At 51.0% G+C, this 22,555-nt stretch carries 22 protein-coding genes, 1 pseudogene and 1 other annotated feature; of the genes and pseudogenes, 12 read left to right on the top strand and 11 right to left on the bottom strand.

Going from position 1 to position 22,555, the window contains the following annotated elements; genetic code table 11:
• Positions 1 to 470: 470 nt before the first annotated feature.
• From clpB to rluD, 3 genes are all read right to left on the bottom strand, one after another.
• Positions 471 to 3,044: an ATP-dependent chaperone ClpB gene (gene clpB / locus B9P82_RS25410; protein ID WP_101701211.1), complete on the bottom strand. Its 2,574-nt coding sequence runs from the start codon at positions 3,042 to 3,044 to the stop codon at positions 471 to 473.
• Between the two features lie 129 nt (positions 3,045 to 3,173).
• Positions 3,174 to 3,905 carry a purine nucleoside phosphorylase YfiH gene (yfiH, locus tag B9P82_RS25405; protein WP_101701210.1) on the bottom strand — a complete coding sequence of 244 codons (732 nt, stop codon included), beginning with the start codon at positions 3,903 to 3,905 and terminating at the stop codon, positions 3,174 to 3,176.
• Entirely contained in the window at positions 3,902 to 4,882 is a 981-nt protein-coding gene (rluD, locus tag B9P82_RS25400) for a 23S rRNA pseudouridine(1911/1915/1917) synthase RluD (RefSeq protein WP_101701209.1), read from the bottom strand. The genes yfiH and rluD overlap by 4 nt, the downstream gene beginning before the upstream one ends.
• Before the next feature lie 131 nt (positions 4,883 to 5,013).
• On the opposite strand from rluD, the gene bamD reads away from it, so the two are divergent.
• From bamD to pheA, 4 genes are all read left to right on the top strand, one after another.
• A complete protein-coding gene (bamD, locus tag B9P82_RS25395) occupies positions 5,014 to 5,751 on the top strand; it encodes an outer membrane protein assembly factor BamD (RefSeq protein ID WP_016154064.1) in 738 nt (245 codons plus the stop codon).
• Positions 5,752 to 6,019: 268 nt separating this feature from the next.
• Positions 6,020 to 6,358 carry a ribosome-associated translation inhibitor RaiA gene (raiA, locus tag B9P82_RS25390; RefSeq protein ID WP_003031244.1) on the top strand — a complete coding sequence of 113 codons (339 nt, stop codon included), beginning with the start codon at positions 6,020 to 6,022 and terminating at the stop codon, positions 6,356 to 6,358.
• Between the two features lie 102 nt (positions 6,359 to 6,460).
• Positions 6,461 to 6,586 (top strand) — a sequence feature (Phe leader region).
• Positions 6,462 to 6,509 carry a pheA operon leader peptide PheL gene (pheL, locus tag B9P82_RS25385; protein ID WP_100250063.1) on the top strand — a complete coding sequence of 16 codons (48 nt, stop codon included), beginning with the start codon at positions 6,462 to 6,464 and terminating at the stop codon, positions 6,507 to 6,509. (Overlaps the previous feature by 48 nt.)
• Positions 6,587 to 6,608: 22 nt before the next feature.
• Positions 6,609 to 7,769 carry a bifunctional chorismate mutase/prephenate dehydratase gene (gene pheA, locus B9P82_RS25380; RefSeq protein ID WP_101701208.1) on the top strand — a complete coding sequence of 387 codons (1,161 nt, stop codon included), beginning with the start codon at positions 6,609 to 6,611 and terminating at the stop codon, positions 7,767 to 7,769.
• A 101-nt stretch (positions 7,770 to 7,870) separates the two neighbouring features.
• On the opposite strand, the gene tyrA is transcribed toward pheA, so the two are convergent.
• Together tyrA and aroF are read right to left on the bottom strand one after the other, a co-directional pair.
• The gene (tyrA, locus tag B9P82_RS25375; RefSeq protein ID WP_053389386.1) at positions 7,871 to 8,992 is read right to left on the bottom strand and encodes a bifunctional chorismate mutase/prephenate dehydrogenase; all 1,122 of its coding nucleotides are present in this window, start codon (positions 8,990 to 8,992) and stop codon (positions 7,871 to 7,873) included.
• A 10-nt stretch (positions 8,993 to 9,002) separates the two neighbouring features.
• Positions 9,003 to 10,073, bottom strand: a complete 1,071-nt coding sequence (gene aroF / locus B9P82_RS25370) for a 3-deoxy-7-phosphoheptulonate synthase AroF (RefSeq protein WP_016154067.1) — start codon at positions 10,071 to 10,073, stop codon at positions 9,003 to 9,005.
• Between the two features lie 215 nt (positions 10,074 to 10,288).
• Here aroF and B9P82_RS25365 point away from each other — a divergent pair, with 215 nt between their 5' ends.
• The 4 genes from B9P82_RS25365 (at position 10,289) to B9P82_RS25350 (ending at position 13,052) form a co-directional block, all read left to right on the top strand.
• A complete protein-coding gene (locus B9P82_RS25365) occupies positions 10,289 to 10,663 on the top strand; it encodes a DUF2799 domain-containing protein (RefSeq protein ID WP_016157184.1) in 375 nt (124 codons plus the stop codon).
• Positions 10,664 to 10,821: 158 nt separating this feature from the next.
• A complete protein-coding gene (locus B9P82_RS25360) occupies positions 10,822 to 11,340 on the top strand; it encodes a regulatory sequestration protein YfiR (RefSeq protein ID WP_016157185.1) in 519 nt (172 codons plus the stop codon).
• Positions 11,333 to 12,559, top strand: a complete 1,227-nt coding sequence (gene dgcN / locus B9P82_RS25355; RefSeq protein ID WP_047414892.1) for a diguanylate cyclase DgcN/YfiN — start codon at positions 11,333 to 11,335, stop codon at positions 12,557 to 12,559. Before B9P82_RS25360 ends, dgcN begins: the two co-directional genes overlap by 8 nt.
• 10 nt (positions 12,560 to 12,569) lie before the next feature.
• Positions 12,570 to 13,052 (top strand): OmpA family protein, encoded by a 483-nt coding sequence (locus B9P82_RS25350; protein ID WP_101701207.1) that lies wholly within the window; start codon positions 12,570 to 12,572, stop codon positions 13,050 to 13,052.
• Positions 13,053 to 13,179: 127 nt separating this feature from the next.
• Here B9P82_RS25350 and rplS read toward each other — a convergent pair.
• From rplS to ffh, 5 genes and pseudogenes are all read right to left on the bottom strand, one after another.
• A pseudogene (gene rplS, locus B9P82_RS25345) lies at positions 13,180 to 13,526 on the bottom strand (50S ribosomal protein L19).
• A 41-nt stretch (positions 13,527 to 13,567) separates the two neighbouring features.
• Complete coding sequence (gene trmD, locus B9P82_RS25340; protein WP_016157187.1) at positions 13,568 to 14,335, bottom strand: tRNA (guanosine(37)-N1)-methyltransferase TrmD; 768 nt, start codon at positions 14,333 to 14,335, stop codon at positions 13,568 to 13,570.
• 44 nt (positions 14,336 to 14,379) lie between these two features.
• The gene (gene rimM / locus B9P82_RS25335) at positions 14,380 to 14,928 is read right to left on the bottom strand and encodes a ribosome maturation factor RimM (RefSeq protein ID WP_003031230.1); all 549 of its coding nucleotides are present in this window, start codon (positions 14,926 to 14,928) and stop codon (positions 14,380 to 14,382) included.
• A gap of 18 nt (positions 14,929 to 14,946) precedes the next feature.
• Entirely contained in the window at positions 14,947 to 15,195 is a 249-nt protein-coding gene (gene rpsP / locus B9P82_RS25330) for a 30S ribosomal protein S16 (protein WP_003031228.1), read from the bottom strand.
• Positions 15,196 to 15,448: 253 nt separating this feature from the next.
• Positions 15,449 to 16,810: a signal recognition particle protein gene (gene ffh, locus B9P82_RS25325; protein WP_003031226.1), complete on the bottom strand. Its 1,362-nt coding sequence runs from the start codon at positions 16,808 to 16,810 to the stop codon at positions 15,449 to 15,451.
• Positions 16,811 to 16,975: 165 nt separating this feature from the next.
• On the opposite strand from ffh, the gene B9P82_RS25320 reads away from it, so the two are divergent.
• Complete coding sequence (locus B9P82_RS25320) at positions 16,976 to 17,767, top strand: cytochrome C assembly family protein (RefSeq protein WP_003031224.1); 792 nt, start codon at positions 16,976 to 16,978, stop codon at positions 17,765 to 17,767.
• A gap of 18 nt (positions 17,768 to 17,785) precedes the next feature.
• A complete protein-coding gene (locus tag B9P82_RS25315; RefSeq protein ID WP_008785520.1) occupies positions 17,786 to 19,075 on the top strand; it encodes an HlyC/CorC family transporter in 1,290 nt (429 codons plus the stop codon).
• 50 nt (positions 19,076 to 19,125) lie between these two features.
• On the opposite strand, the gene grpE is transcribed toward B9P82_RS25315, so the two are convergent.
• Positions 19,126 to 19,719, bottom strand: a complete 594-nt coding sequence (gene grpE / locus B9P82_RS25310) for a nucleotide exchange factor GrpE (protein ID WP_003031221.1) — start codon at positions 19,717 to 19,719, stop codon at positions 19,126 to 19,128.
• A gap of 122 nt (positions 19,720 to 19,841) precedes the next feature.
• Here grpE and nadK point away from each other — a divergent pair, with 122 nt between their 5' ends.
• Both nadK and recN read left to right on the top strand, forming a co-directional pair.
• Positions 19,842 to 20,720 (top strand): NAD(+) kinase, encoded by an 879-nt coding sequence (nadK, locus tag B9P82_RS25300; RefSeq protein ID WP_016154073.1) that lies wholly within the window; start codon positions 19,842 to 19,844, stop codon positions 20,718 to 20,720.
• A gap of 85 nt (positions 20,721 to 20,805) precedes the next feature.
• On the top strand, positions 20,806 to 22,467 hold the full coding sequence (gene recN / locus B9P82_RS25295; protein ID WP_101701206.1) for a DNA repair protein RecN: 1,662 nt from the start codon (positions 20,806 to 20,808) through the stop codon (positions 22,465 to 22,467).
• The last annotated feature ends 88 nt before the right edge of the window (positions 22,468 to 22,555 follow it).

Here is a 22,555-nt window from a genome sequence, read left to right as displayed (position 1 = left end):
GTGTTAGGCCTGCCGCCAGCGTTCAATCTGAGCCATGATCAAACTCTTCAATTTAAGTTTGATGCTCGTGAATTAAACTTCGTAATGAATTACGTGTTCACTCAGAGACTTGGTATTCATTTTTCGTCTTGCGACGTTAAGAATCCGTATCTTCGAGTGCCCACACAGATTGTCTGATAAATTGTTAAAGAGCAGTGCCGCTTCGCTTTTTCTCAGCGGCGCGGGGTGTGCATATTACGCCATCCCGCTACAGAGTCAAGCGTTTATTTTCGCCTTTCTCCGCTGACCCGGCGGTTTGTAATCCGTTGTTCCGTGTCAGTGGAGGCGCATTATAGGGAGTTATTTCAGGCTGACAAGTTAAAAATACAAAAAACTTATCAAGCGACTACTTTTCAACCATTACATTGATTTTTGCTTTGTTTTTAAACAAAAACGAGCCCCGCAGGGCTCGTTTATTGTCGTTTTGTGACTTACTGCACTGCCACAATGCGATCGTCATTCACTTCCAGCCGAATCGTTTTGCCTGGAATCAGCTCACCAGACAGAATTTGCTGCGCCAGCGGGTTTTCGATCTGTTGCTGGATAGCACGTTTGAGTGGACGTGCGCCATACACCGGATCGTAACCATTCGCACTCAGCAGTTTAAGCGCCTCGTCAGAGATATGGATTTCATAGCCACGCTCTTCCAGACGTTTGTACAGACGTTGCAGTTGGATCTGTGCAATAGAAGCAATGTGCTGCTCACCCAACGGATGGAATACAACAACTTCATCTATACGGTTGATGAATTCCGGGCGGAAATTATGGCTCACGACGCCCAGGACCATATCCTTCATGTGGCCGTAGTCCAGCTCGCCGAAGCGTTCCTGAATCAGATCGGACCCTAGGTTCGAGGTCATGATGACAACCGTATTACGGAAGTCGACCGTTCTCCCCTGCCCGTCAGTCAGACGACCATCGTCAAGCACCTGCAACAGAATATTGAACACATCCGGGTGCGCTTTCTCCACTTCATCCAGCAGGATGACAGAGTAAGGACGACGACGTACCGCTTCTGTCAGATATCCACCTTCCTCATAGCCGACATATCCCGGAGGTGCCCCGACCAGACGAGACACCGAGTGTTTCTCCATAAACTCGGACATATCGATACGCACCATGGCATCATCACTGTCGAACATAAAGTTTGCCAGCGCTTTGCACAGTTCAGTTTTACCGACACCGGTTGGGCCGAGGAACAAGAACGAACCAATCGGGCGATTCGGATCGGACAAGCCAGCACGGCTACGACGGATGGCGTTAGAAACGGCTTCCACCGCTTCGTTCTGGCCAATCACGCGGCTGTGCAACTGCTGCTCCATACGCAACAGTTTTTCCCGTTCGCCTTCCAGCATGCGAGCAACCGGGATCCCGGTCCAGCGCGCCAGCACTTCTGCAATTTCTGCATCCGTGACTTTATTACGCAGCAGACGCATGGTTTTGCCTTCAGACTGGGTGGCTGCTTCCAGCTGTTTTTCCAGTTCAGGAATTTTGCCGTACTGCAGTTCAGACATCCGCGCCAGGTCGCCGACGCGACGCGCCTGTTCGATGGCGATTTTCGCCTGCTCCAGCTCAGCCTTGATAGTTTGCGTTCCCGAAAGGGATGCTTTTTCAGCTTTCCACTCTTCTTCTAATTCAGAATACTGGCGCTCTTTATCGTCCAGCTCTTCGTTGAGCATATCGAGACGTTTTTTACTCGCCTCATCAGACTCTTTCATTAATGCCTGCTGTTCCAGTTTGAGCTGGATAATACGGCGGTCGAGTCTGTCGAGTTCCTCCGGCTTGGAGTCAATCTGCATACGAATGCTGGATGCCGCCTCATCGATAAGGTCGATAGCTTTGTCCGGCAACTGACGATCGGCAATATAGCGGTGAGATAGCGTAGCTGCCGCAACAATCGCCGGGTCAGTGATCTGCACATGGTGGTGCAGCTCATAACGTTCTTTCAGGCCACGCAGAATCGCGATGGTGTCTTCTACTGAAGGTTCGGCTACAAATACTTTCTGGAAACGACGTTCCAGCGCCGCATCTTTTTCGATGTACTGGCGATATTCATCAAGCGTTGTTGCGCCTACACAGTGCAGTTCCCCGCGTGCCAGCGCCGGTTTCAGCATGTTCCCGGCGTCCATTGCGCCATCGGCTTTACCCGCCCCAACCATGGTATGCAGCTCATCAATAAACAGGATGACATTGCCTTCCTGTTTCGAGAGATCGTTCAGCACGCCTTTTAAGCGTTCTTCAAACTCACCACGATATTTGGCCCCAGCCACCAGCGCGCCCATATCCAGCGCCAGCACACGGCGACCTTTTAAGCCTTCCGGCACTTCACCATTGATAATTCGTTGGGCCAGCCCTTCAACGATGGCCGTTTTACCAACACCTGGTTCGCCGATTAACACCGGGTTATTTTTAGTACGCCGCTGCAGTACCTGAATGGTACGGCGAATTTCTTCATCACGGCCGATAACCGGATCGAGTTTGCCCAGCTCGGCACGTTCGGTCAGGTCGACGGTATATTTTTTCAAGGCCTGACGTTGGTCTTCAGCCCCCTGGTCATTCACGCTTTCACCTCCACGCATTTGTTCAATTGCCTGAGTGATATTCGCGGTCGTCGCACCTGCTGATTTTAGTAAATCGGTCAGCGTACCGCGTGACTCAAGCGCCGCCAGTACGAACAGTTCTGACGAAATAAAGTTGTCCCCACGTTTTTGCGCCAGCTTGTCGCAAAGATTCAGTACACGCACCAGATCCTGAGAAGGCTGCACATCACCGCCGGTACCTTCTACCTGCGGCAACCGGCTCAACGCCTGGTCAATGGCTGTACGTAACTGGCCAGCGTTAATGCCAGCAGACGTTAATAAAGGACGTACCGATCCCCCTTCCTGATTCAGCAAGGCGCTCATTAGATGAAGTGGTTCGATGAATTGATTGTCGTGCCCCAATGCGAGTGACTGGGCATCGGCAAGAGCAAGCTGGAATTTATTAGTAAGACGATCCAGACGCATAACTCCTCCCATAACAGGTCAAAATTGCTACTGGAGATTAAATGAGGTCATCCCTCAATTATTCAAGGTGAATGACCTGAATTATGTGAAAAGAAAATTACACGTACCGGATCGTCTTGATTCTTTAGGTTATATCAGCCAAATAAAACTTGCCATACGACCCGTGGTATTGTCGCGACGATAAGAGAAGAACGTCTCACTTTCGCTGAACGTGCAACGGTCGCCGCCGTAGATGTTCTCTACTCCGATATTTGCCAGACGCTGACGCGCAAGCTGGTAAATATTCGCCAGATATTTATCACCATGCGGTACAAATGCGAGGTCCGCTTGCGGATCTTTCGCCATGAACGCTGCGCGAACTTCTGCTCCCACTTCAAACGCGTTCGGGCCAATCGCCGGGCCTAGCCAGGCAATAATGTTTTCAGGTTTGTCGGCAAAACACGCCACCGTCTCTTCCAGCACGCCGGCGCATAATCCGCGCCAACCCGCATGTGCCGCCGCGACTTCCGTTCCTGCGCGATTGCAAAACAGCACCGGCAGACAGTCGGCCGTCATCGCGGCACACACGGTGCCCGGCGTATTGCTGTAAGAAGCATCCGCACGTTTGGAGGCATAAGGCTCGCCGGTCAGTTTCAGGACATCCTTACCGTGGACCTGCTCCAGCCAGACTGGCTTTGACGGCAGATTGCCCGCAGCAAACAGCCGCTTGCGGTTCTCTACAACATGCTCCGGGTTGTCACCGCAATGGGCGCCCAGATTCAGCGAATCATAAGGCGGCATGCTAACACCGCCAATACGGGTAGAACTACACGCAACAACACCTTGCGGTATCGGCCACTGCGGGACAATTAGCTTACTCATAACCAGGCAATATCATCCTTATGTTCTTCGAAATCAGCGCGCATCACTTCAATCAATTGCACCATATCTTGTGGAATCGGTGCATGCCATTCCATTTCGATACCTGAAATTGGGTGATATAAACGCAGCATAGTCGCGTGCAGCGCCTGACGATCGAACTTACGCAGCACGGAGATAAATTCGTCAGAAGCGCCTTTCGGGGGACGCGGACGACCGCCGTAGACCTGATCGCCCACCAGCGGATGGGTGATATGCGCCATGTGCACGCGGATCTGGTGCGTACGTCCGGTTTCCAGACGCAGCCGCAGACGCGTGTGCACACGGAAGTGTTCCATAATGCGATAGTGCGTCACCGCCGGTTTCCCCATCGGGTGTACCGCCATGTGCGTACGCTTGGTCGGGTGGCGGCTAATCGGTTCCTCAACGGTTCCGCCTGCCGTCATATGACCAATCGCCACGGCTTCGTACTCACGGGTAATTTCACGCAGCTGCAGCGACTCCACCAGACGCGTTTGCGCCGGAACGGTTTTTGCCACCACCATTAATCCGGTCGTGTCTTTATCCAGACGGTGCACGATACCAGCACGTGGAACATCCGCGATTGGCGGGTAGTAATGCAGTAATGCATTCAATACCGTGCCATCAGGATTACCGGCACCCGGATGCACTACGAGGTCACGGGGTTTGTTGATGACAAGAATATCGTCATCTTCATAAACGATATCCAGTGGGATATCCTGAGGTTCAAAACGAACCTCTTCATCAATTTCTGCAGTGATGGAGACGCGCTCTCCACCCAACACTTTTTCTTTCGGTTTATCGCAAAGATTGCCATTTACCAGTACGCGCTGGTCAAGGATCCATTCTTTTATGCGCGATCGCGAATAATCAGGGAACAATTCGACCAAAGCCTGATCTAAGCGTTGACCGAGCTGATTTTCGGAGACTGTTGCGGTGAGTTCTACTCGTTGTGCCATAAACTGCTTCTTCGTTTAACGTTGGGTTTTACGGCTTTGCCGTTTAATATAGTGTGCTATTGTAGCTGGTCTTAACCGGGAGCAGGAACAGAGAATCTCCCGTAAAACATTTTGAGGAAAGTCAAAACGTCATGACGCGCATGAAATATCTGGTGGCAGCAGCCACGTTGAGCCTGTTTTTGGCGGGTTGCTCTGGTTCAAAGGAAGAGGTGCCCGATAATCCGCCAAATGAAATCTACGCGACTGCTCAGCAAAAGCTGCAGGACGGTAACTGGAAACAGGCAATAACGCAATTAGAAGCGTTGGATAACCGTTATCCATTTGGACCGTATTCTCAGCAGGTGCAATTAGATCTCATCTACGCCTACTACAAAAACGCCGATCTGCCACTTGCTCAGGCTGCCATCGATCGTTTTATTCGTCTTAACCCGACACACCCTAACATTGATTATGTCATGTATATGCGTGGCCTGACCAATATGGCGTTGGATGATAGCGCACTGCAAGGATTCTTTGGTGTTGATCGCAGCGATCGCGATCCGCAACATGCCCGAGCTGCGTTTAATGACTTTTCCAAACTGGTACGTGGCTATCCGAACAGCCAGTACACCACTGACGCCACCAAACGTCTGGTATTCCTGAAAGACCGTCTGGCGAAGTATGAATATTCCGTTGTGGAATACTACACTGCCCGCGGTGCATGGGTTGCCGTGGTAAACCGTGTAGAAGGCATGCTGCGCGACTTCCCGGATACTCAAGCAACACGCAATGCCCTGCCGTTGATGGAAAATGCTTATCGCCAGATGCAGATGAATGCGCAGGCAGAAAAAGTAGCGAAAATCATTGCCGCCAACAGCAGCAATACCTGATTTATCTCAGAATGCAAACGGCAGCCCAAAGGCTGCCGTTTTTTTATCCGTAAACACAACAACTGAAGCGGTTTAGCCGCAACGCATCTCATCAAATATGGCCTGCTTTCAGGTATTCCTCAAGTAAAAAATCGCTTGTTCCTGCGGTGCCTCACAAAAAGGTTTTCTTGACAAAAAGCGACAAAAAAATGTGATTAATATCACACATTTTGACATTAGGAACGGTATGCTGGAATCACCAAGACGGGAAAGACAAGAGGTAAAATTTATGACAATGAACATTACCAGTAAACAAATGGAAATTACTCCGGCAATTCGCCAGCATGTCGCAGACCGTCTCGCCAAACTCGAAAAATGGCAAACTCATCTGATTAATCCACATATCATTCTGTCTAAGGAGCCGCAGGGTTTCATTGCTGATGCCACCATCAATACACCGAACGGACATCTGGTCGCCAGCGCAAAACACGAGGATATGTACACCGCAATTAACGATTTGATCAACAAGCTGGAACGGCAGCTCAATAAAGTGCAGCACAAAGGCGAAGCCCGTCGTGCAACAACTTCAGTCAAAGACGCCAACTTCGTCGAAGCAGAAGAAGAGTAGTCCCTTACATTGAGTGTATCGCCAACGCGCCTCCGGGCGCGTTTTTTGTTGACAGGGTGAAAACAGTACGGGTACTTTACTGACGTAGCCAAAGGAAAATTACATGAAACTTGTCCCGTTCTTCTTCGCATTCTTTTTTACCTTCCCCTGAATGGGAGGCGTTTCGTCGTGTGATAAAGAATGCGAAGACGAACAATAAGGCCTCCCACAACGGGGGGCCTTTTTTATTGATAACAAGAAAGGCAACACTATGACATCGGAAAACCCATTGCTGGCGCTGCGCGATAAGATCAGCACGCTGGATGAAAAATTACTGGCCCTGCTGGCTGAGCGACGTGGACTGGCCGTAGAAGTTGGCAAAGCTAAGCTGCTTTCACATCGTCCAGTTCGTGATATCGACCGTGAGCGCGATCTGTTGGACCGACTGATTCAGCTTGGCAAAGCACATCATCTTGATGCTCACTACATCACTCGCCTGTTCCAGCTCATAATCGAAGACTCCGTCCTGACTCAGCAGGCACTGCTCCAGCAGCATCTGAACAAAATTAACCCGCACTCAGCACGCGTTGCTTTCCTTGGGCCAAAAGGGTCATATTCTCATCTTGCCGCACGCCAGTATGCTGCCCGCCATTTTGAACAATTTATAGAAAGCGGCTGCGCGAAATTTGCCGATATCTTTAATCAGGTCGAAACCGGACAAGCTGACTACGCAGTGGTTCCGATTGAAAACACCAGTTCCGGTGGGATTAACGACGTTTACGACCTGCTACAGCACACCAGCCTGTCTATCGTTGGCGAGATGACTATCACGATTGACCACTGCCTACTGGTGTCCGGCACGACAGATCTCGAGACCATTGAAACGGTATATAGCCATCCGCAGCCATTCCAGCAGTGCAGCAAATTCCTGAGTCGTTACCCACACTGGAAGATTGAGTACACCGAAAGCACCTCGGCGGCGATGGAAAAAGTTGCGCAGGCTAACTCACCGCGCGTGGCGGCTCTGGGGAGCGAAGCCGGAGGCGTACTATACGGTTTGCAGGTTCTTGAGCATATCGAAGCTAATCAGACGCAAAACATCACCCGCTTCGTGGTACTGGCGCGCAAGGCAATCAATGTTTCCGATCAGGTGCCAGCAAAAACCACGTTGCTGATGGCGACAGGACAACAAGCCGGTGCGCTGGTAGAAGCTCTGCTGGTACTGCGCAACCATAATCTGATTATGACTAAACTGGAGTCACGCCCGATTCACGGCAATCCGTGGGAAGAAATGTTTTATCTTGATATCCAGGCCAACCTGGAATCACCCCAGATACAAAAAGCATTGAAGGAGTTAGGTGAGATTACGCGCTCGATGAAAGTACTTGGCTGCTATCCAAGTGAGAATGTGGTGCCGGTCGATCCAAGCTAACGTTTGACAATGCCGGATGGCGCTACGCTTCTCCGGCATTCTATTTAGCCGATCCTTGTATGACTGATACAACGCATCAGCGTTGCCATCAAGCATCGTATTTATTGGCGACTATCGTTAGCCTGGCGCAACAAAGTACGGCTTTCATTCTGGAAGCGTTTCGCATAATCACCAAACCAGTGCTCCACCTTACGGAAGCTGTCGATGAACGCTTGCTTATCGCCCTGCTCCAGTAAACCAATCGCCTCACCAAAACGTTGGTAGTAGCGTTTGATCAGCGCAAGGTTACTCTCAGACGACATAATGATATCGGCATAGAGCTGCGGATCCTGGGCAAACAGACGTCCGACCATCGCCAGTTCAAGGCGATAAATCGGCGAAGAGAGTGCCAGTAACTGCTCCAGTTGAACATTCTCTTCCGCTAAATGCAGACCGTAAGCAAAGGTCGCAAAGTGACGCAATGCCTGAATAAATGCCATGTTCTGGTCGTGTTCAACAGCACTGATCCGATGCAGTCGCGCACCCCACACCTGAATTTGTTCCAGAAACCACTGATAAGCTTCCGGCTGACGTCCGTCACACCAGACGACGACCTGCTTTGCCAGACTGCCGCTGTCCGGGCCAAACATGGGGTGTAATCCCACCACCGGGCCGTCGTGCGCCGCCAGCATCGCCTGCAAAGGACCATTTTTCACCGAAGCCAGATCCACCAGGATGCAGTCGGACGGCAGACGCGGTAATTTGGCGATCACCTGCTCAGTGACGTGGATCGGCACGCTGACGATCACCATGCCCGCATCAGAGACGATCTCCGGCGCACGATCCCAGTCCTGCTGTTCCAGGATCCGTACCTGATAACCTGACAGGGTGAGCATTTTTTCGAAAAGACGTCCCATCTGACCGCCGCCGCCGACAATCACCACCGGTCGCAGAGAAGGACAAAGCGTTTTAAATCCTTTGTCGTTCTCACTGGAGTAAGACTCGCGCATAACCCGGCGCAGCACATCTTCAATCAGGTCCGGCGGCACGCCAAGGGCTTCCGCTTCCGCCCGGCGGGAGGCCAGCATAGAGGCTTCCCGTTCCGGCACGTAGATAGGCAGCCCAAAGCGGCTTTTTACTTCACCGACTTCGGCCACCAGCTCCAGGCGACGTGCCAGTAAACCCAGCAGTGCCTTGTCGACTTCATCAATTTGATCGCGTAATACGGTCAATTCAGCAACCATAACCAACCTCTTATGCTACACGCGCCGACAGCTGGCCGTTTAAATCCTGGCTAATTTCACGCAGTAGCGCATCCGTCATTTCCCAGCTAATGCAGGCATCAGTTACAGACACGCCGTATTTCATTTCGCTACGCGGCTGTTCAGAAGACTGGTTGCCTTCGTGAATATTACTTTCAATCATCAAGCCAATGATCGAGCGATTGCCATCTTTGATTTGTGCAATCACGGATTCAGCCACGGCAGGCTGGCGGCGGTAATCTTTATTGGAGTTACCATGACTGCAATCTACCATCAGAGAAGGTCGTAGTCCCGCCTGCTCCATTTCTTTTTCGCACTGGGCGACATCCGCCGGGCTGTAGTTCGGCGCTTTACCACCGCGCAGGATCACGTGACCGTCCGGGTTACCCTGAGTTTGCAGCAGTGCAACCTGTCCAGCCTGGTTAATACCAACAAAGCGGTGCGACTGTGCCGCCGCGCGCATCGCGTTAATGGCGGTCGCCAGGCTACCGTCAGTACCGTTCTTAAAGCCGACCGGCATCGAAAGACCGGAAGCCATTTCGCGGTGAGTCTGCGATTCCGTGGTACGCGCACCGATTGCAGACCAGCTAAACAGATCGCCCAGGTATTGCGGGCTATTGGGATCCAGCGCTTCAGTTGCCAGCGGAAGTCCCATATTCACCAGTTCAAGCAGCAGCTGACGCGCAATTTTCAGGCCGGCTTCAACATCAAAAGAGCCATCCATATGAGGATCGTTAATTAACCCTTTCCAGCCGACGGTGGTACGGGGTTTTTCAAAATAGACGCGCATCACCAGGTAGAGGCTATCGCTGACCTCTGCGGCAAGGGCTTTAAACCGACGAGCGTACTCAATAGCCATTTCAGGATCGTGAATGGAACACGGGCCACATACCACCAGCAGGCGCGGATCGCGACCAGAGATAATATCTGAAATGGTTTTACGCGACTGGGAGATTTGCGCTTCTTGCGCCTGGCTCAGCGGGAATTCAGCTTTCAGCTGCTCCGGAGTCATCAGAACCTGTTCGTCGGTAATATGTACGTTGTTCAGCGCGTCTTTTTGCATGGTGGTGATCCTGTTTAGCTCGTTTGCGATAGTTGATCCTCAGCGAGGAGGAGATAACGATAACACAACAGGTAAAGATTTCAATCCACAAACCGTAAATTTTAATTTACAACATACACTTTAATGACAGAATACGCCCTCCACTTCGTACATTAAAATTTACACCGTCCGGTATTGAGATCCACTATGCTTAAAAAAACGAGGGAGTACAGGCAATGAAGCAACTCATCAGCACCCTATTTCTATTACTTCTTAGCGGATGTCAGATAGATCCTTATACCCACGCCCCCACATGGACGGGAACCGCCTGGTACGACGCCGGAATACAAGATGCCATTTCGGGGTATGCCGTTAAAGATAATGAAACTCTTGCCGACAACTACAATGACCCCGAAGTCGATCGTACGGAATATCTTAAGGGTTATGCCGAGGGACAACGTAAAATCTGCCAGCCGGATTTTGTTTACGCCAGAGGTTTGACCGGGAAAACCTTTCCCCCAAGTTGTGATACGGTCGAAAATATTGACCAGTTACACAGTGCCTGGCAAAAAGGAGCAAACGAAGGTGCCACCTCAATAAGATTAAATTAAACAATAGCTTATATTTTATAAATTACTAAGATTTAACTTAAATCACTAATAGCTTTCCACCTGGCATAATGACGGCTTAGGAAAATAATGTTATTTTGTCCTAAATAATCTTGAATGTATTTCGACGTTTTACGGCAAACGCTGGTAGGTAACTATTCATGAGCTATTCTTACCGACTCATACTTCTACTGGCACTGCTCCTGACCGGATTACCGCTGTACGCCCAAAGCGTTACGGAAGAAGCAAAATCTGTACGCGCTATGGTTTCCGGCATCGTCAGTTATACGCGCTGGCCTGCACTGTCCGGGCCCCCCAAACTGTGTATTTTCTCTTCATCGCGTTTTTCCAGTGTCCTGGGAGATACCAGTGCCGGAGCATTACCCTATCTTCCCGTCATCATTCGTACGGAACAAGAAATATTAGTTTCGCAGTGTGACGGTTTTTATTTTGGAAAAGAATCCCCTACTTATCAGGTGGAATTAAAGAATAAATATCCGTCTAAGGCATTGCTATTAATTGCCGAACAGAACCCCGAATGCGTTATTGGCAGCGCCTTTTGCCTCATAATTAAAGATGAAGATGTGAGATTTTCCGTAAATATGGATTCCCTTTCACGCAGTGGCGTAAGGGTCAGTCCGGACGTATTAATGCTTGCACGGAATCAGAAGCATGGATAAGGGCCATTCTCCCATAACACGCCCGACGTTTAAGCGGACATTACGGCGTATCAGCATAATCAGCGTTCTGGTAACTATGACGCTGATCTGGCTGCTGCTCAGCATTTCTTCGGTGCTGGCATTGAGACAGTATGCGCAAAAGAACCTGGATCTGACCGCTGCAACCATGACCCGCACACTTGAAGCAGCATTAGTTTTTTCTGATGGCGTCGCGGCCACTGAAACGCTGGCAGCACTGGGCCAGCAGGGGCAATTTTCCGTTGCAGAAGTTCGTAATAAAAACCAGAAGGTGATCGCCACCTGGCGCTATAACGCGCAGGATACCACTGAAAAAATCAGCGGACTTATCAGCCACTGGCTGTTCCCACAACCGGTCACTCAACCTATTTTGCATAATGGCAACGTCATCGGCGAAGTGCGATTGACTGCGCGCGATAGTGTTATCAGCCATTTCATCTATTTGTCGCTGGCCGTCCTTACCGGGTGCATTCTGTTGGCCTCTGGCATTGCATTAATGCTCACTCGTTATTTACATAATGGCGTCGTGGAAGCCCTGCAAAATATAACCGAGGTGGTACATGATGTTCGTACCAACCGTAACTTTTCACGGCGCGTTTCAGAAGAGCGCATTGAAGAGTTTCACCTTTTTGCCCAGGATTTTAATAGCCTGCTGGACGAGATGGAGGAGTGGCAACTTAAACTGCAGGCAAAGAACGCCCAGCTTTTGCGTACGGCGCTACACGATCCGCTGACCGGCCTGGCGAATCGCGCCGCATTTCGCAGCAGCATTAACGCCCTGATGAATGACCATGCCGCCCACAGCAGCTCCGCACTGTTATTTCTTGATGGTGATAATTTTAAATTTATTAATGATACCTGGGGCCACGCAGCGGGGGATCGGGTCCTGATTGAAGTTGCAAACAGGCTGTCCGAGTTTGGTGGTAATCGACATCACCCCTACAGACTTGGCGGCGATGAGTTCGCTATGGTGCTGTACAGCGTTCACTCTGAATACGAAGTTCAGCGGATATGTGCGGCACTGTCACACGAGTTTAACCGACCTTTTGACCTGCATAACGGTCATCAGGCAAGCATGACTCTCAGCATTGGTTTTGCGCTGACGTGGGAACATGCCTCTGCCGAGAAATTACAAGAACTTGCCGATAAAAATATGTATCAGGCCAAAAATTTGCGTTCTGAACGCATTATTAAAAAATAAGGACTTACACATGCTAAAACGTCTATCATCCCCTTTCCTTCTGCTTTTACTGATTTTGGCAGGCTGTCAGGCACCTCTGGGAAAATTTACCCCGGAGCAAATTGCAGCCATGAAATCGTACGGATTTACCGAAGCTTCCGGAGACTGGTCTCTTGGTCTGTCTGACAACATCCTGTTTGACAAAAACGACTATAAGCTCCGCCCTGAAAGTGAAAAGCAGATCCAGGAAATGGCATCCAAACTGGCAGCTACCGGGCTAAACCATGCGCGTATGGATGGTCATACCGATAACTACGGCGAAGACAGCTACAACGAAGCGCTGTCGCTCAAACGCGCGAATGTGGTTGCCGATGCGTGGGCACAGGGCGCCAACATTCCCCGCACTAATCTGACAACGCAGGGACTCGGGAAAAAATACCCGATCGCCAGTAATCAGACGTCAAAAGGTCGTGCTGAAAACCGCCGGGTTGCAGTCGTGATCGCTACGCCGTAAAAGTCTTCAACTGGCTGCGCGCCGCGCAGTCATCCAATTGCAATAAAACAAAAGAGTAAGGTCGGAATAAAAAAAGGGCCAGCCTTTCGGCCAGCCCTTTTCTAACAGGATGTCGCTTGCGCGAATCTTAGTTAAGACGCTCTTTGATACGAGCAGACTTACCAGTGCGCTCACGCAGGTAGTACAGTTTAGCTTTACGAACAGCACCACGACGTTTAACAGCAATGCTGTCAACTACCGGAGAGTGAGTCTGGAAGACACGCTCAACGCCTTCGCCGTTGGAAATTTTACGAACAGTGAATGCAGAGTGCAGACCGCGGTTACGAATAGCGATAACCACGCCCTCGAATGCCTGCAGACGTTTTTTGGAACCTTCAACAACCCATACTTTCATTCCACGGTATCACCCGGACGGAAGGAAGGTACGTCCTGCTTCATCTGCTCTTGTTCAAGTTGCTTAATAATGTTGCTCATAATTTAATCTCTTATCCTGGGTAAACTGATATTTGGGGGTCTCAGACCAGCCCATCATGTTTATGCTGCTGTTGTGCGTGTTCCGTTTTGAACTCCGCCAGCAACCTTGCTTGCTCTTCAGTCAGAGCCAGGTTTTCCAGAAGTTCAGGTCTTCTAAGCCAGGTCCGGCCCAGCGACTGTTTTAAACGCCAGCGACGTATCTCAGCGTGGTTCCCCGACAGTAACACTGCCGGTACTTCCATCTGTTCTAACACTTCAGGTCGGGTATAGTGCGGGCAATCCAGCAACCCATCAGCAAACGAATCTTCGATTGCTGAAGCTTCATGACCCAGAACTCCCGGAATAAACCGAGAAACGGAGTCGATCAGCGTCATTGCCGGTAACTCACCACCACTGAGAACGTAATCGCCGATTGACCATTCTTCGTCAATTTCGGTTTGAATCACGCGCTCATCTATTCCTTCATAGCGACCACACACCAGAATCAGCTTTTGATTCGTGGCCAGTTCGCTAACGCCCGCTTGATCAAGCTTGCGTCCCTGAGGTGACAGATAAATCACCTTTGCGCCTTCACCAGCCGCAGCTTTTGCTGCATGAATGGCGTCCCGTAAAGGTTGCACCATCATTAACATCCCCGGTCCGCCGCCGTAAGGACGATCGTCCACGGTACGGTGCCGGTCATGAGTAAAGTCACGAGGACTCCAGCTCTGGATGTTCAGCAGGCCATTTTTTACTGCCCGGCCAGTTACCCCGTAATCGGTAATTGCGCGGAACATTTCTGGAAACAGGCTAACGATACCTATAAACACAAGCCAATCCCCATAACGCCGACTTTTACCGTTTATCCGGTGGTTTAAAAACCAGGATCCCAATCTACTTCGATAGTACGAGTAGCGAGATCGACTTTCTTGATAACCTGCCCATCGAGGAACGGTACAAGACGTTCCTTGATACCAAACGCATCTTTCAGGTTTGCCTTAATGACAATGACGTCATTCGAACCGGTTTCCATCATATCGACGACTTTACCGAGATCGTAACCTTCAGTGGTCACTACCTGGCAGCCCATAAGGTCTTTCCAGTAGTAGGAACCATCTTCCAGCGCTGGCAACTGCGAGGAATCCACGACAATTTCGCAATTAGTCAGTAGATTCGCCGAATCACGATCGTCAACGCCTTTCAGCTTGATGATCAGATCCTGATTGTGGTGCTTCCAGCTTTCCAGCTGTACTTGCTGCCACTGACCCGCCTTCTGGATAAACCAGGGCTGATAGTCAAAAATGCTTTCGGCGTCTTCAGTGGAAGAAAACACTCTGAGCCAACCACGGATACCGTAAGAAGACCCCATTTTCCCCAAAACGATGGGTTCCACAGGAGCCTGCGCGGCGAGTTGCTTGCTCATCATGACCACCGTGACAGATTAAGCTGCTTTGTTTGCTGCTTTGATCAGCGTAGCTACGCGATCAGAAATAGTCGCGCCCTGGCCAACCCAGTGAGCGATGCGATCCAGATCCAGGCGAGTGCCTTCTTCTTTTTCGCTAGCGATTGGGTTAAAGAAGCCAACGCGCTCGATGAAGCGACCGTTGCGTGCATTACGGCTGTCGGTAACAACAACCTGGTAGAACGGACGCTTTTTAGCGCCGTGACGAGCTAAACGAATAGTAACCATAACATCCTCTTGTGTGAATAAAACACCCAGGCCCCATCGAGGAACGGAGCCCGGGTGTCATATTAAAAGCCCGAAAATTTTACTGATTTCTGGGAAAAAAGCAATCAACATGTGATGAGGCTTTATACTTGGGCATTACCGTTGCAGCCAGTTTGGCGTCGGTGTGCACGCAGAAAGCGGAACGTACATGCAGTACGTGAGCATTTCGAGCCCACCCCGACGTCAAAAAGGCAAATTAGGTAGCCCGATATATTTATCTACCAGGGAAGCCTGGCGGCATCATACCCTTCATGCCACGCATCATCTTCGCCATACCGCCTTTCTTCATTTTCTTCATCATGCGCTGCATGTCGTCGAACTGTTTCAGAAGGCGGTTTACGTCCTGTACCTGCATACCGCAGCCGGCAGCAATACGGCGTTTACGGGAACCTTTGATGATTTCCGGCTTAGCGCGTTCTTTCATCGTCATCGAGTTGATGATGGCTTCCATACGCACCAGCACTTTATCGTCCATCTGCGATTTCACGTTGTCTGGGATCTGCCCCATGCCCGGCAGCTTGCCCATCAGGCTTGCCATGCCGCCCATGTTTTTCATCTGGTTGAGCTGCTCAAGGAAATCGTTGAGATCGAAGCCGTCGCCTTTTTTCAGCTTGCTGGCTAATTTCTCTGCCTGCGCGCGGTCAACCTTGCTTTCGATATCTTCGATCAGCGACAGCACGTCACCCATGCCGAGAATACGCGAAGCAATACGATCCGGGTGGAACGGCTCCAGCGCTTCGGTTTTCTCGCCGACGCCGAGGAATTTAATCGGCTTGCCGGTGATATGACGAATAGAGAGCGCCGCACCACCACGAGCATCACCATCAACTTTGGTCAGCACGACACCGGTTAACGGCAGCGCTTCATTGAAGGCTTTTGCGGTATTCGCGGCATCCTGACCGGTCATGGCGTCGACCACAAACAGCGTTTCAACCGGCTTAATAGAAGCGTGGACCTGTTTGATTTCGTCCATCATCGCTTCATCAACGTGCAGGCGACCGGCGGTATCCACCAGCAGCACGTCGTAGAATTTGAGTTTGGCTTCTTTCAGCGCGGCGTTAACGATATCGACCGGCTTCTGGCCGACATCCGACGGGAAGAAGTCCACACCGACCTGCTCGGCCAGCGTTTCCAGCTGTTTTATCGCCGCCGGGCGATAAACGTCCGCGGAGACCACCAGCACTTTCTTCTTGTGCTTCTCACGCAGGAATTTCCCCAGCTTACCGACGCTGGTCGTTTTACCCGCCCCCTGCAGACCAGCCATCAGCACAACGGCTGGCGGCTGTGCAGCCAGATTCAGGGTCTGGTTTTCTTCGCCCATTGCCGCAACCAGTTCGTTACGGACAATCTTGACGAACTCCTGACCCGGCGTCAGGCTTTTGTTAACTTCATGACCAACCGCTTTCTCTTTTACGCGATTGATAAACTCACGCACTACCGGCAGCGCTACGTCAGCCTCCAGCAGCGCCATGCGCACTTCGCGCAGCGTCTCTTTAACGTTGTCTTCAGTAAGGCGTCCACGGCCACTGATATTGCGCAGCGTGCGCGACAAACGATCGGTTAAATTATCAAACATTGTCTCTCGCCTGGGGTGGAAACGGTCGGTCGCGACAGCGACACATCAACAGAAATTTGTCGCAGTATAACATGAAGCCGCCTTTGTTGTTATGCAACGGTTGGAGCAGCGGTCACGTAACGCTATACTGTTTTTCTTTATCACTGGCCAACTGTCGACACCTATATGCCCGTTTTTGCTCTGCTTGCCCTTGTCGCCTACTCAGTCAGCCTTGCGCTGATTATTCCCGCTCTGCTGCAAAAAAACAGCGGCTGGCGGCGTATGGCTATTCTCTCTGCGGTCGTCGCGCTGGTAAGTCATGCTATCGCCCTGGAAGCGCGAATTCTGCCCGGCGGTGAAAGCGGACAAAACCTGAGTCTGTTGAACGTCGGCTCGCTGGTTAGCCTGATGATCTGTACGGTAATGACTATCGTCGCTTCCCGCAATCGTGGCTGGCTATTGCTGCCCATTGTCTACGCCTTTGCGCTAATCAACCTGGCCTTCGCCACGTTTATGCCGAACGAGTTCATCACCCATCTCGAAGCTACACCGGGCATGATGATTCACATCGGGCTATCGCTATTCGCTTACGCCACGCTGATTATCGCCGCACTGTATGCGCTGCAACTGGCATGGATCGACTACCAGTTGAAAAACAAAAAACTGGCCTTCAGCAATGAGATGCCGCCGCTAATGAGTATTGAGCGGAAAATGTTTCATATCACCCAAATTGGCGTGGTTCTGCTGACGCTCACCCTGTGCACTGGCCTGTTTTACATGCATAACCTGTTCAGTACCGAGAACATTGATAAAGCCGTTCTCTCTATCGTGGCATGGTTTGTCTATATCGTTCTGTTGTGGGGGCATTACCATGAAGGCTGGCGCGGACGTCGCGTCGTATGGTTTAACGTCGCAGGCGCAGGCATTCTAACGCTGGCCTATTTCGGCAGTCGTATCCTGCAGCAGTTCGTGAGTTAAATCTTTAAGGAACCCTACGTGGAACACATCTCCACCACCACGCTCATTATCACGCTTCTCATCATGGTGGTCATTTCCGCCTATTTTTCCGGTTCTGAAACCGGAATGATGACCCTGAATCGCTATCGTCTACGTCATCGGGCCAAGCAGGGAAATCGTCAGGCAAAACGCGTTGAAAAGCTACTTCGTAAGCCGGACCGCCTGATAAGCCTGGTGCTCATCGGTAATAATTTGGTGAATATTCTGGCCTCCGCGCTCGGCACCATTGTCGGTATGCGCCTGTATGGCGATGCGGGTGTCGCCATTGCCACTGGGGTACTGACGTTTGTCGTGCTGGTTTTTGCCGAAGTACTGCCCAAGACTATTGCCGCGCTGTATCCGGAAAAAGTCGCCTATCCGAGCAGTGTACTGCTGGCTCCACTGCAGATTCTGATGATGCCGTTGGTGTGGCTACTCAACACCATCACGCGGCTACTTATGCGCATGATGGGCATCAAAACGGATATCGTGGTGAGCGGTTCGCTGAGTAAAGATGAACTGCGAACGCTGGTGAATGAATCGCGCTCGCAAATTTCACGCCGTAACCAGGATATGCTGCTGTCAGTGCTGGATCTGGAAAAAGTCAGCGTCGATGACATCATGATCCCGCGTAACGAAATCATCGGCATTGATATTAACGATGACTGGAAGTCAATCGTGCGTCAGCTTTCGCACTCTCCACACGGCCGTATTGTGCTGTACCGCGACTCGCTGGACGACGCCATCAGTATGCTGCGCGTACGTGAAGCCTGGCGATTGATGGCAGAGAAAAAAGAGTTCACCAAAGAGACCATGTTACGTGCCGCCGACGAAATTTATTACGTCCCGGAAGGTACGCCTCTCAGCACCCAGCTCATTAAGTTTCAGCGAAACAAGAAGAAAGTGGGTCTGGTTGTTAATGAATATGGCGATATTCAGGGGCTGGTCACGGTCGAAGATATTCTGGAAGAGATTGTCGGCGACTTCACCACTTCAATGTCACCCACGCTTGCCGAAGAGGTAACGCCGCAGAATGATGGCTCGGTGATCATTGACGGCAGCGCCAACGTTCGTGAAATCAATAAGGCGTTTAACTGGCACCTGCCGGAAGATGACGCACGTACCGTGAATGGTATTATTCTTGAAGCGCTGGAAGAGATCCCGGTTGCTGGCACGCGTGTGCGCATTGGACAGTACGATATCGATATTCTCGACGTGCAGGACAATATGATTAAACAGGTGCAGGTATTGCCGGTCAAACCGCTACGGGAGAGCGTGTCGGACCAGTGAGAATAATTCAGGCCGGGTAGCGCGTGAGCATTACCCGGCCTGAAGGCTGATTAGCCTTTGGCTTTCGCCACAGAGACCATCGCGGCGCGGATGGTACGTCCGTTCAGGGTATAGCCTTTCTGCATCACCATCAGCACATTACCGGCAGCAACGTCGTCAGACTCTACCATTGCAATTGCCTGGTGCACGTTCGGGTCCATCGGCACATCGATATCCGCAACCACCTGTACACCAAACTTCGCCACGACATCCAGCATTGACTTACGGGTCAGCTCAATACCTTCAACCATCGCCGCCATAGCGTCATTATCTTTGTCCGCCACTTCCAGCGCGCGGTCCAGGCTATCCAGCACCGGCAGCAGTTCGTTGACGAATTTTTCCAGCGCAAACTTATGCGCTTTTTCTACGTCCAGTTCGGTACGACGACGCAGGTTTTCCATTTCCGCTTTGATACGCAACACGCTGTCGCGCTCGCGAGTTTCGGCCTCAGCAAGCTGAGCTTCCAGATTCGCAATTTTTTCATCGCGCGGATCCACCTGCTCAGCAGAAGCGTCTGATTCAACCGCCTCAACTTCTTCGTGCTGATCCATGATAATTTCTTCCGGGGCTTGCCCCTCAGGCGTTTTCTGTTCTTTACTACTCATGAATTTCTCCGCGTTTTTTTCGCATTCATCTCGCTAACTTGGCTTATTATGGGGATCAGATTCAGGGATTCAAGGGAAGTACTCACATTGTCACTAATCTTCGTTACAAGGACCTCGAGAAAATGAACAAACATTTCAAGTGTATTGGCATTGTGGGGCATCCACGTCACCCCACTGCACTGACCACACATGAAATGCTCTACCGTTGGCTGTGCACCAAAGGTTATGAGGTTATCGTTGAGCAACAAATCGCCCACGAACTGCAGCTGAAAAATGTGAAAACCGGCACGCTCGCAGAAATTGGCCAACAGGCAGACCTCGCCGTCGTAGTCGGCGGCGACGGCAATATGCTGGGCGCCGCACGCACCCTGGCACGTTATGACATCAAGGTTATTGGCATTAACCGCGGCAACCTCGGTTTTTTGACCGACCTTGACCCAGACAATGCCCAGCAACAGTTAGCTGACGTGCTGGAAGGCCACTACATCAGCGAAAAGCGCTTTTTACTCGAAGCTCAGGTGTGTCAACAGGATTGCCAGAAGCGCATTAGCACTGCCATCAATGAAGTTGTGCTGCACCCCGGGAAAGTGGCGCACATGATTGAATTTGAAGTCTATATCGATGAAATTTTTGCCTTCTCCCAACGTTCAGATGGGCTGATTATCTCGACGCCGACCGGCTCTACCGCCTACTCACTCTCTGCCGGAGGCCCAATTCTGACGCCTTCTCTGGATGCCATTACGCTGGTACCCATGTTTCCGCATACGCTTTCCGCGCGACCGCTGGTGATCAACAGTAGCAGCACCATTCGCCTGCGCTTTTCCCATCGCCGTAACGATCTGGAAATCAGCTGTGACAGCCAAATCGCCCTACCTATACAGGAAGGTGAAGACGTATTGATTCGCCGCTGTGATTATCATCTGAACCTGATACATCCAAAAGATTACAGCTATTTCAACACATTAAGCACTAAGCTTGGTTGGTCAAAAAAATTATTCTAATTTAACGCCAACCTCTTTACTGTATAAAAAACCAGTTTATACTGTATGAAATCACAGTTATGGTTTTTCATACAGGAAAACAGCTATGTTGGCACAACTGACCATCAGCAATTTTGCTATCGTTCGTGAACTTGAGATCGATTTCCAGAACGGAATGACCGTTATCACCGGTGAGACCGGTGCGGGTAAGTCCATTGCCATTGATGCTCTCGGTTTGTGTCTGGGCGGACGCGCAGACGCAGACATGGTGCGTGCAGGCGCCATGCGAGCCGACCTCTGCGCCCGTTTTGCCTTAAAAGATACCCCCGCAGCCCTGCGCTGGCTGGAAGAGAACCAGCTTGAGGAAGGCCGTGAGTGTTTGCTGCGTCGCGTTATCAGCAGCGATGGCCGCTCCCGTGGGTTTATTAACGGAACCGCCGTTCCGTTATCGCAGTTGCGCGAGCTGGGCCAGTTACTTATTCAAATCCATGGCCAGCATGCGCATCAGCTCCTGACAAAATCAGAACACCAAAAATCCCTGCTTGATGGTTACGCCAATGAAGCGTCTCTGACCCAGGAAATGGCTGCGCGCTACCAACTATGGCACCAAAGTTGCCGTGACCTGGCGCATCATCAGCAACAAAGCCTGGAACGCGCAGCCCGGGCGGAATTGTTGCAATACCAGTTAAAGGAACTGAACGAATTCAATCCGCAGCCGGGTGAGTTTGAGCAAATCGATGAAGAGTACAAGCGCCTGGCTAACAGTGGGCAATTGCTCACCACCAGCCAACAGGCGCTGGCTATCCTGGCAGATGGTGAAGACATCAATCTGCAAAGCCAACTGTACACCGCAAAACACCTGATCACTGAACTGGCAGGCATGGACGGCAAACTTTCAGGTATTCTGGATATGCTGGAAGAGGCCACCATCCAGCTCAGCGAAGCCAGCGACGAGCTGCGCCACTATTGCGATCGTCTGGATTTAGACCCTAACCGCTTGTTCGAACTCGAACAGCGTATCTCCAGGCAAATCTCGTTGGCGCGTAAGCATCATGTTGCCCCTGAAGTGCTGCCACAGTTCTATCAGTCGCTGCTGGATGAACAACAGCAACTGGACGATCAGGCCGACTCGCTCGAAACCTTAACCCTGGCGGTGAACAATCACCACCAGCAGGCGCTGGAAACGGCAAAAATGCTGCACCAACAGCGTCAGCATTATGCGCAGGAACTGGGGCAACTTATTACAGAGAGCATGCATGCTCTCTCGATGCCGCACGGTGTCTTTTGCATTGATGTGAAATTTGAGGAGCATCATCTGAGCGCAGACGGTGCCGATCGCGTGGAGTTTAAAGTGACCACTAACCCAGGTCAGCCGTTACAGCCAATTGCGAAAGTCGCTTCCGGCGGGGAACTGTCACGTATTGCGCTGGCTATTCAGGTCATTACAGCACGTAAGATGGAAACGCCTGCGCTAATTTTCGATGAGGTGGATGTTGGTATCAGCGGCCCGACGGCTGCGGTAGTGGGTAAAATGTTGCGACAGTTGGGCGAGTCAACGCAGGTACTGTGTGTGACTCACCTGCCGCAGGTTGCGGGCTGTGGTCATCAACATTTCTATGTCAGCAAAGAAACAGATGGCGCGATGACGGAAACACACATGCAGCCGCTTGATAAACGCGCTCGCCTGCAGGAATTAGCCCGTCTACTTGGCGGTAGCGAAGTGACGCGTAATACCCTCGCAAATGCAAAAGAACTGCTGGCGGCATAAACTTTTTTACCTTGTGAAGGTCTGAGTTCAACATAAAATCGCCGACCGACCCGACAGCAAAAGGTTTTAAAGTGGTGAAAGGTCTATT

It is taken from the genome of Citrobacter sp. L55 (assembly GCF_002850715.1).
GTDB lineage: Bacteria > Pseudomonadota > Gammaproteobacteria > Enterobacterales > Enterobacteriaceae > Citrobacter > Citrobacter braakii.
This window is presented reverse-complemented; position numbering and strand designations above follow the sequence as displayed.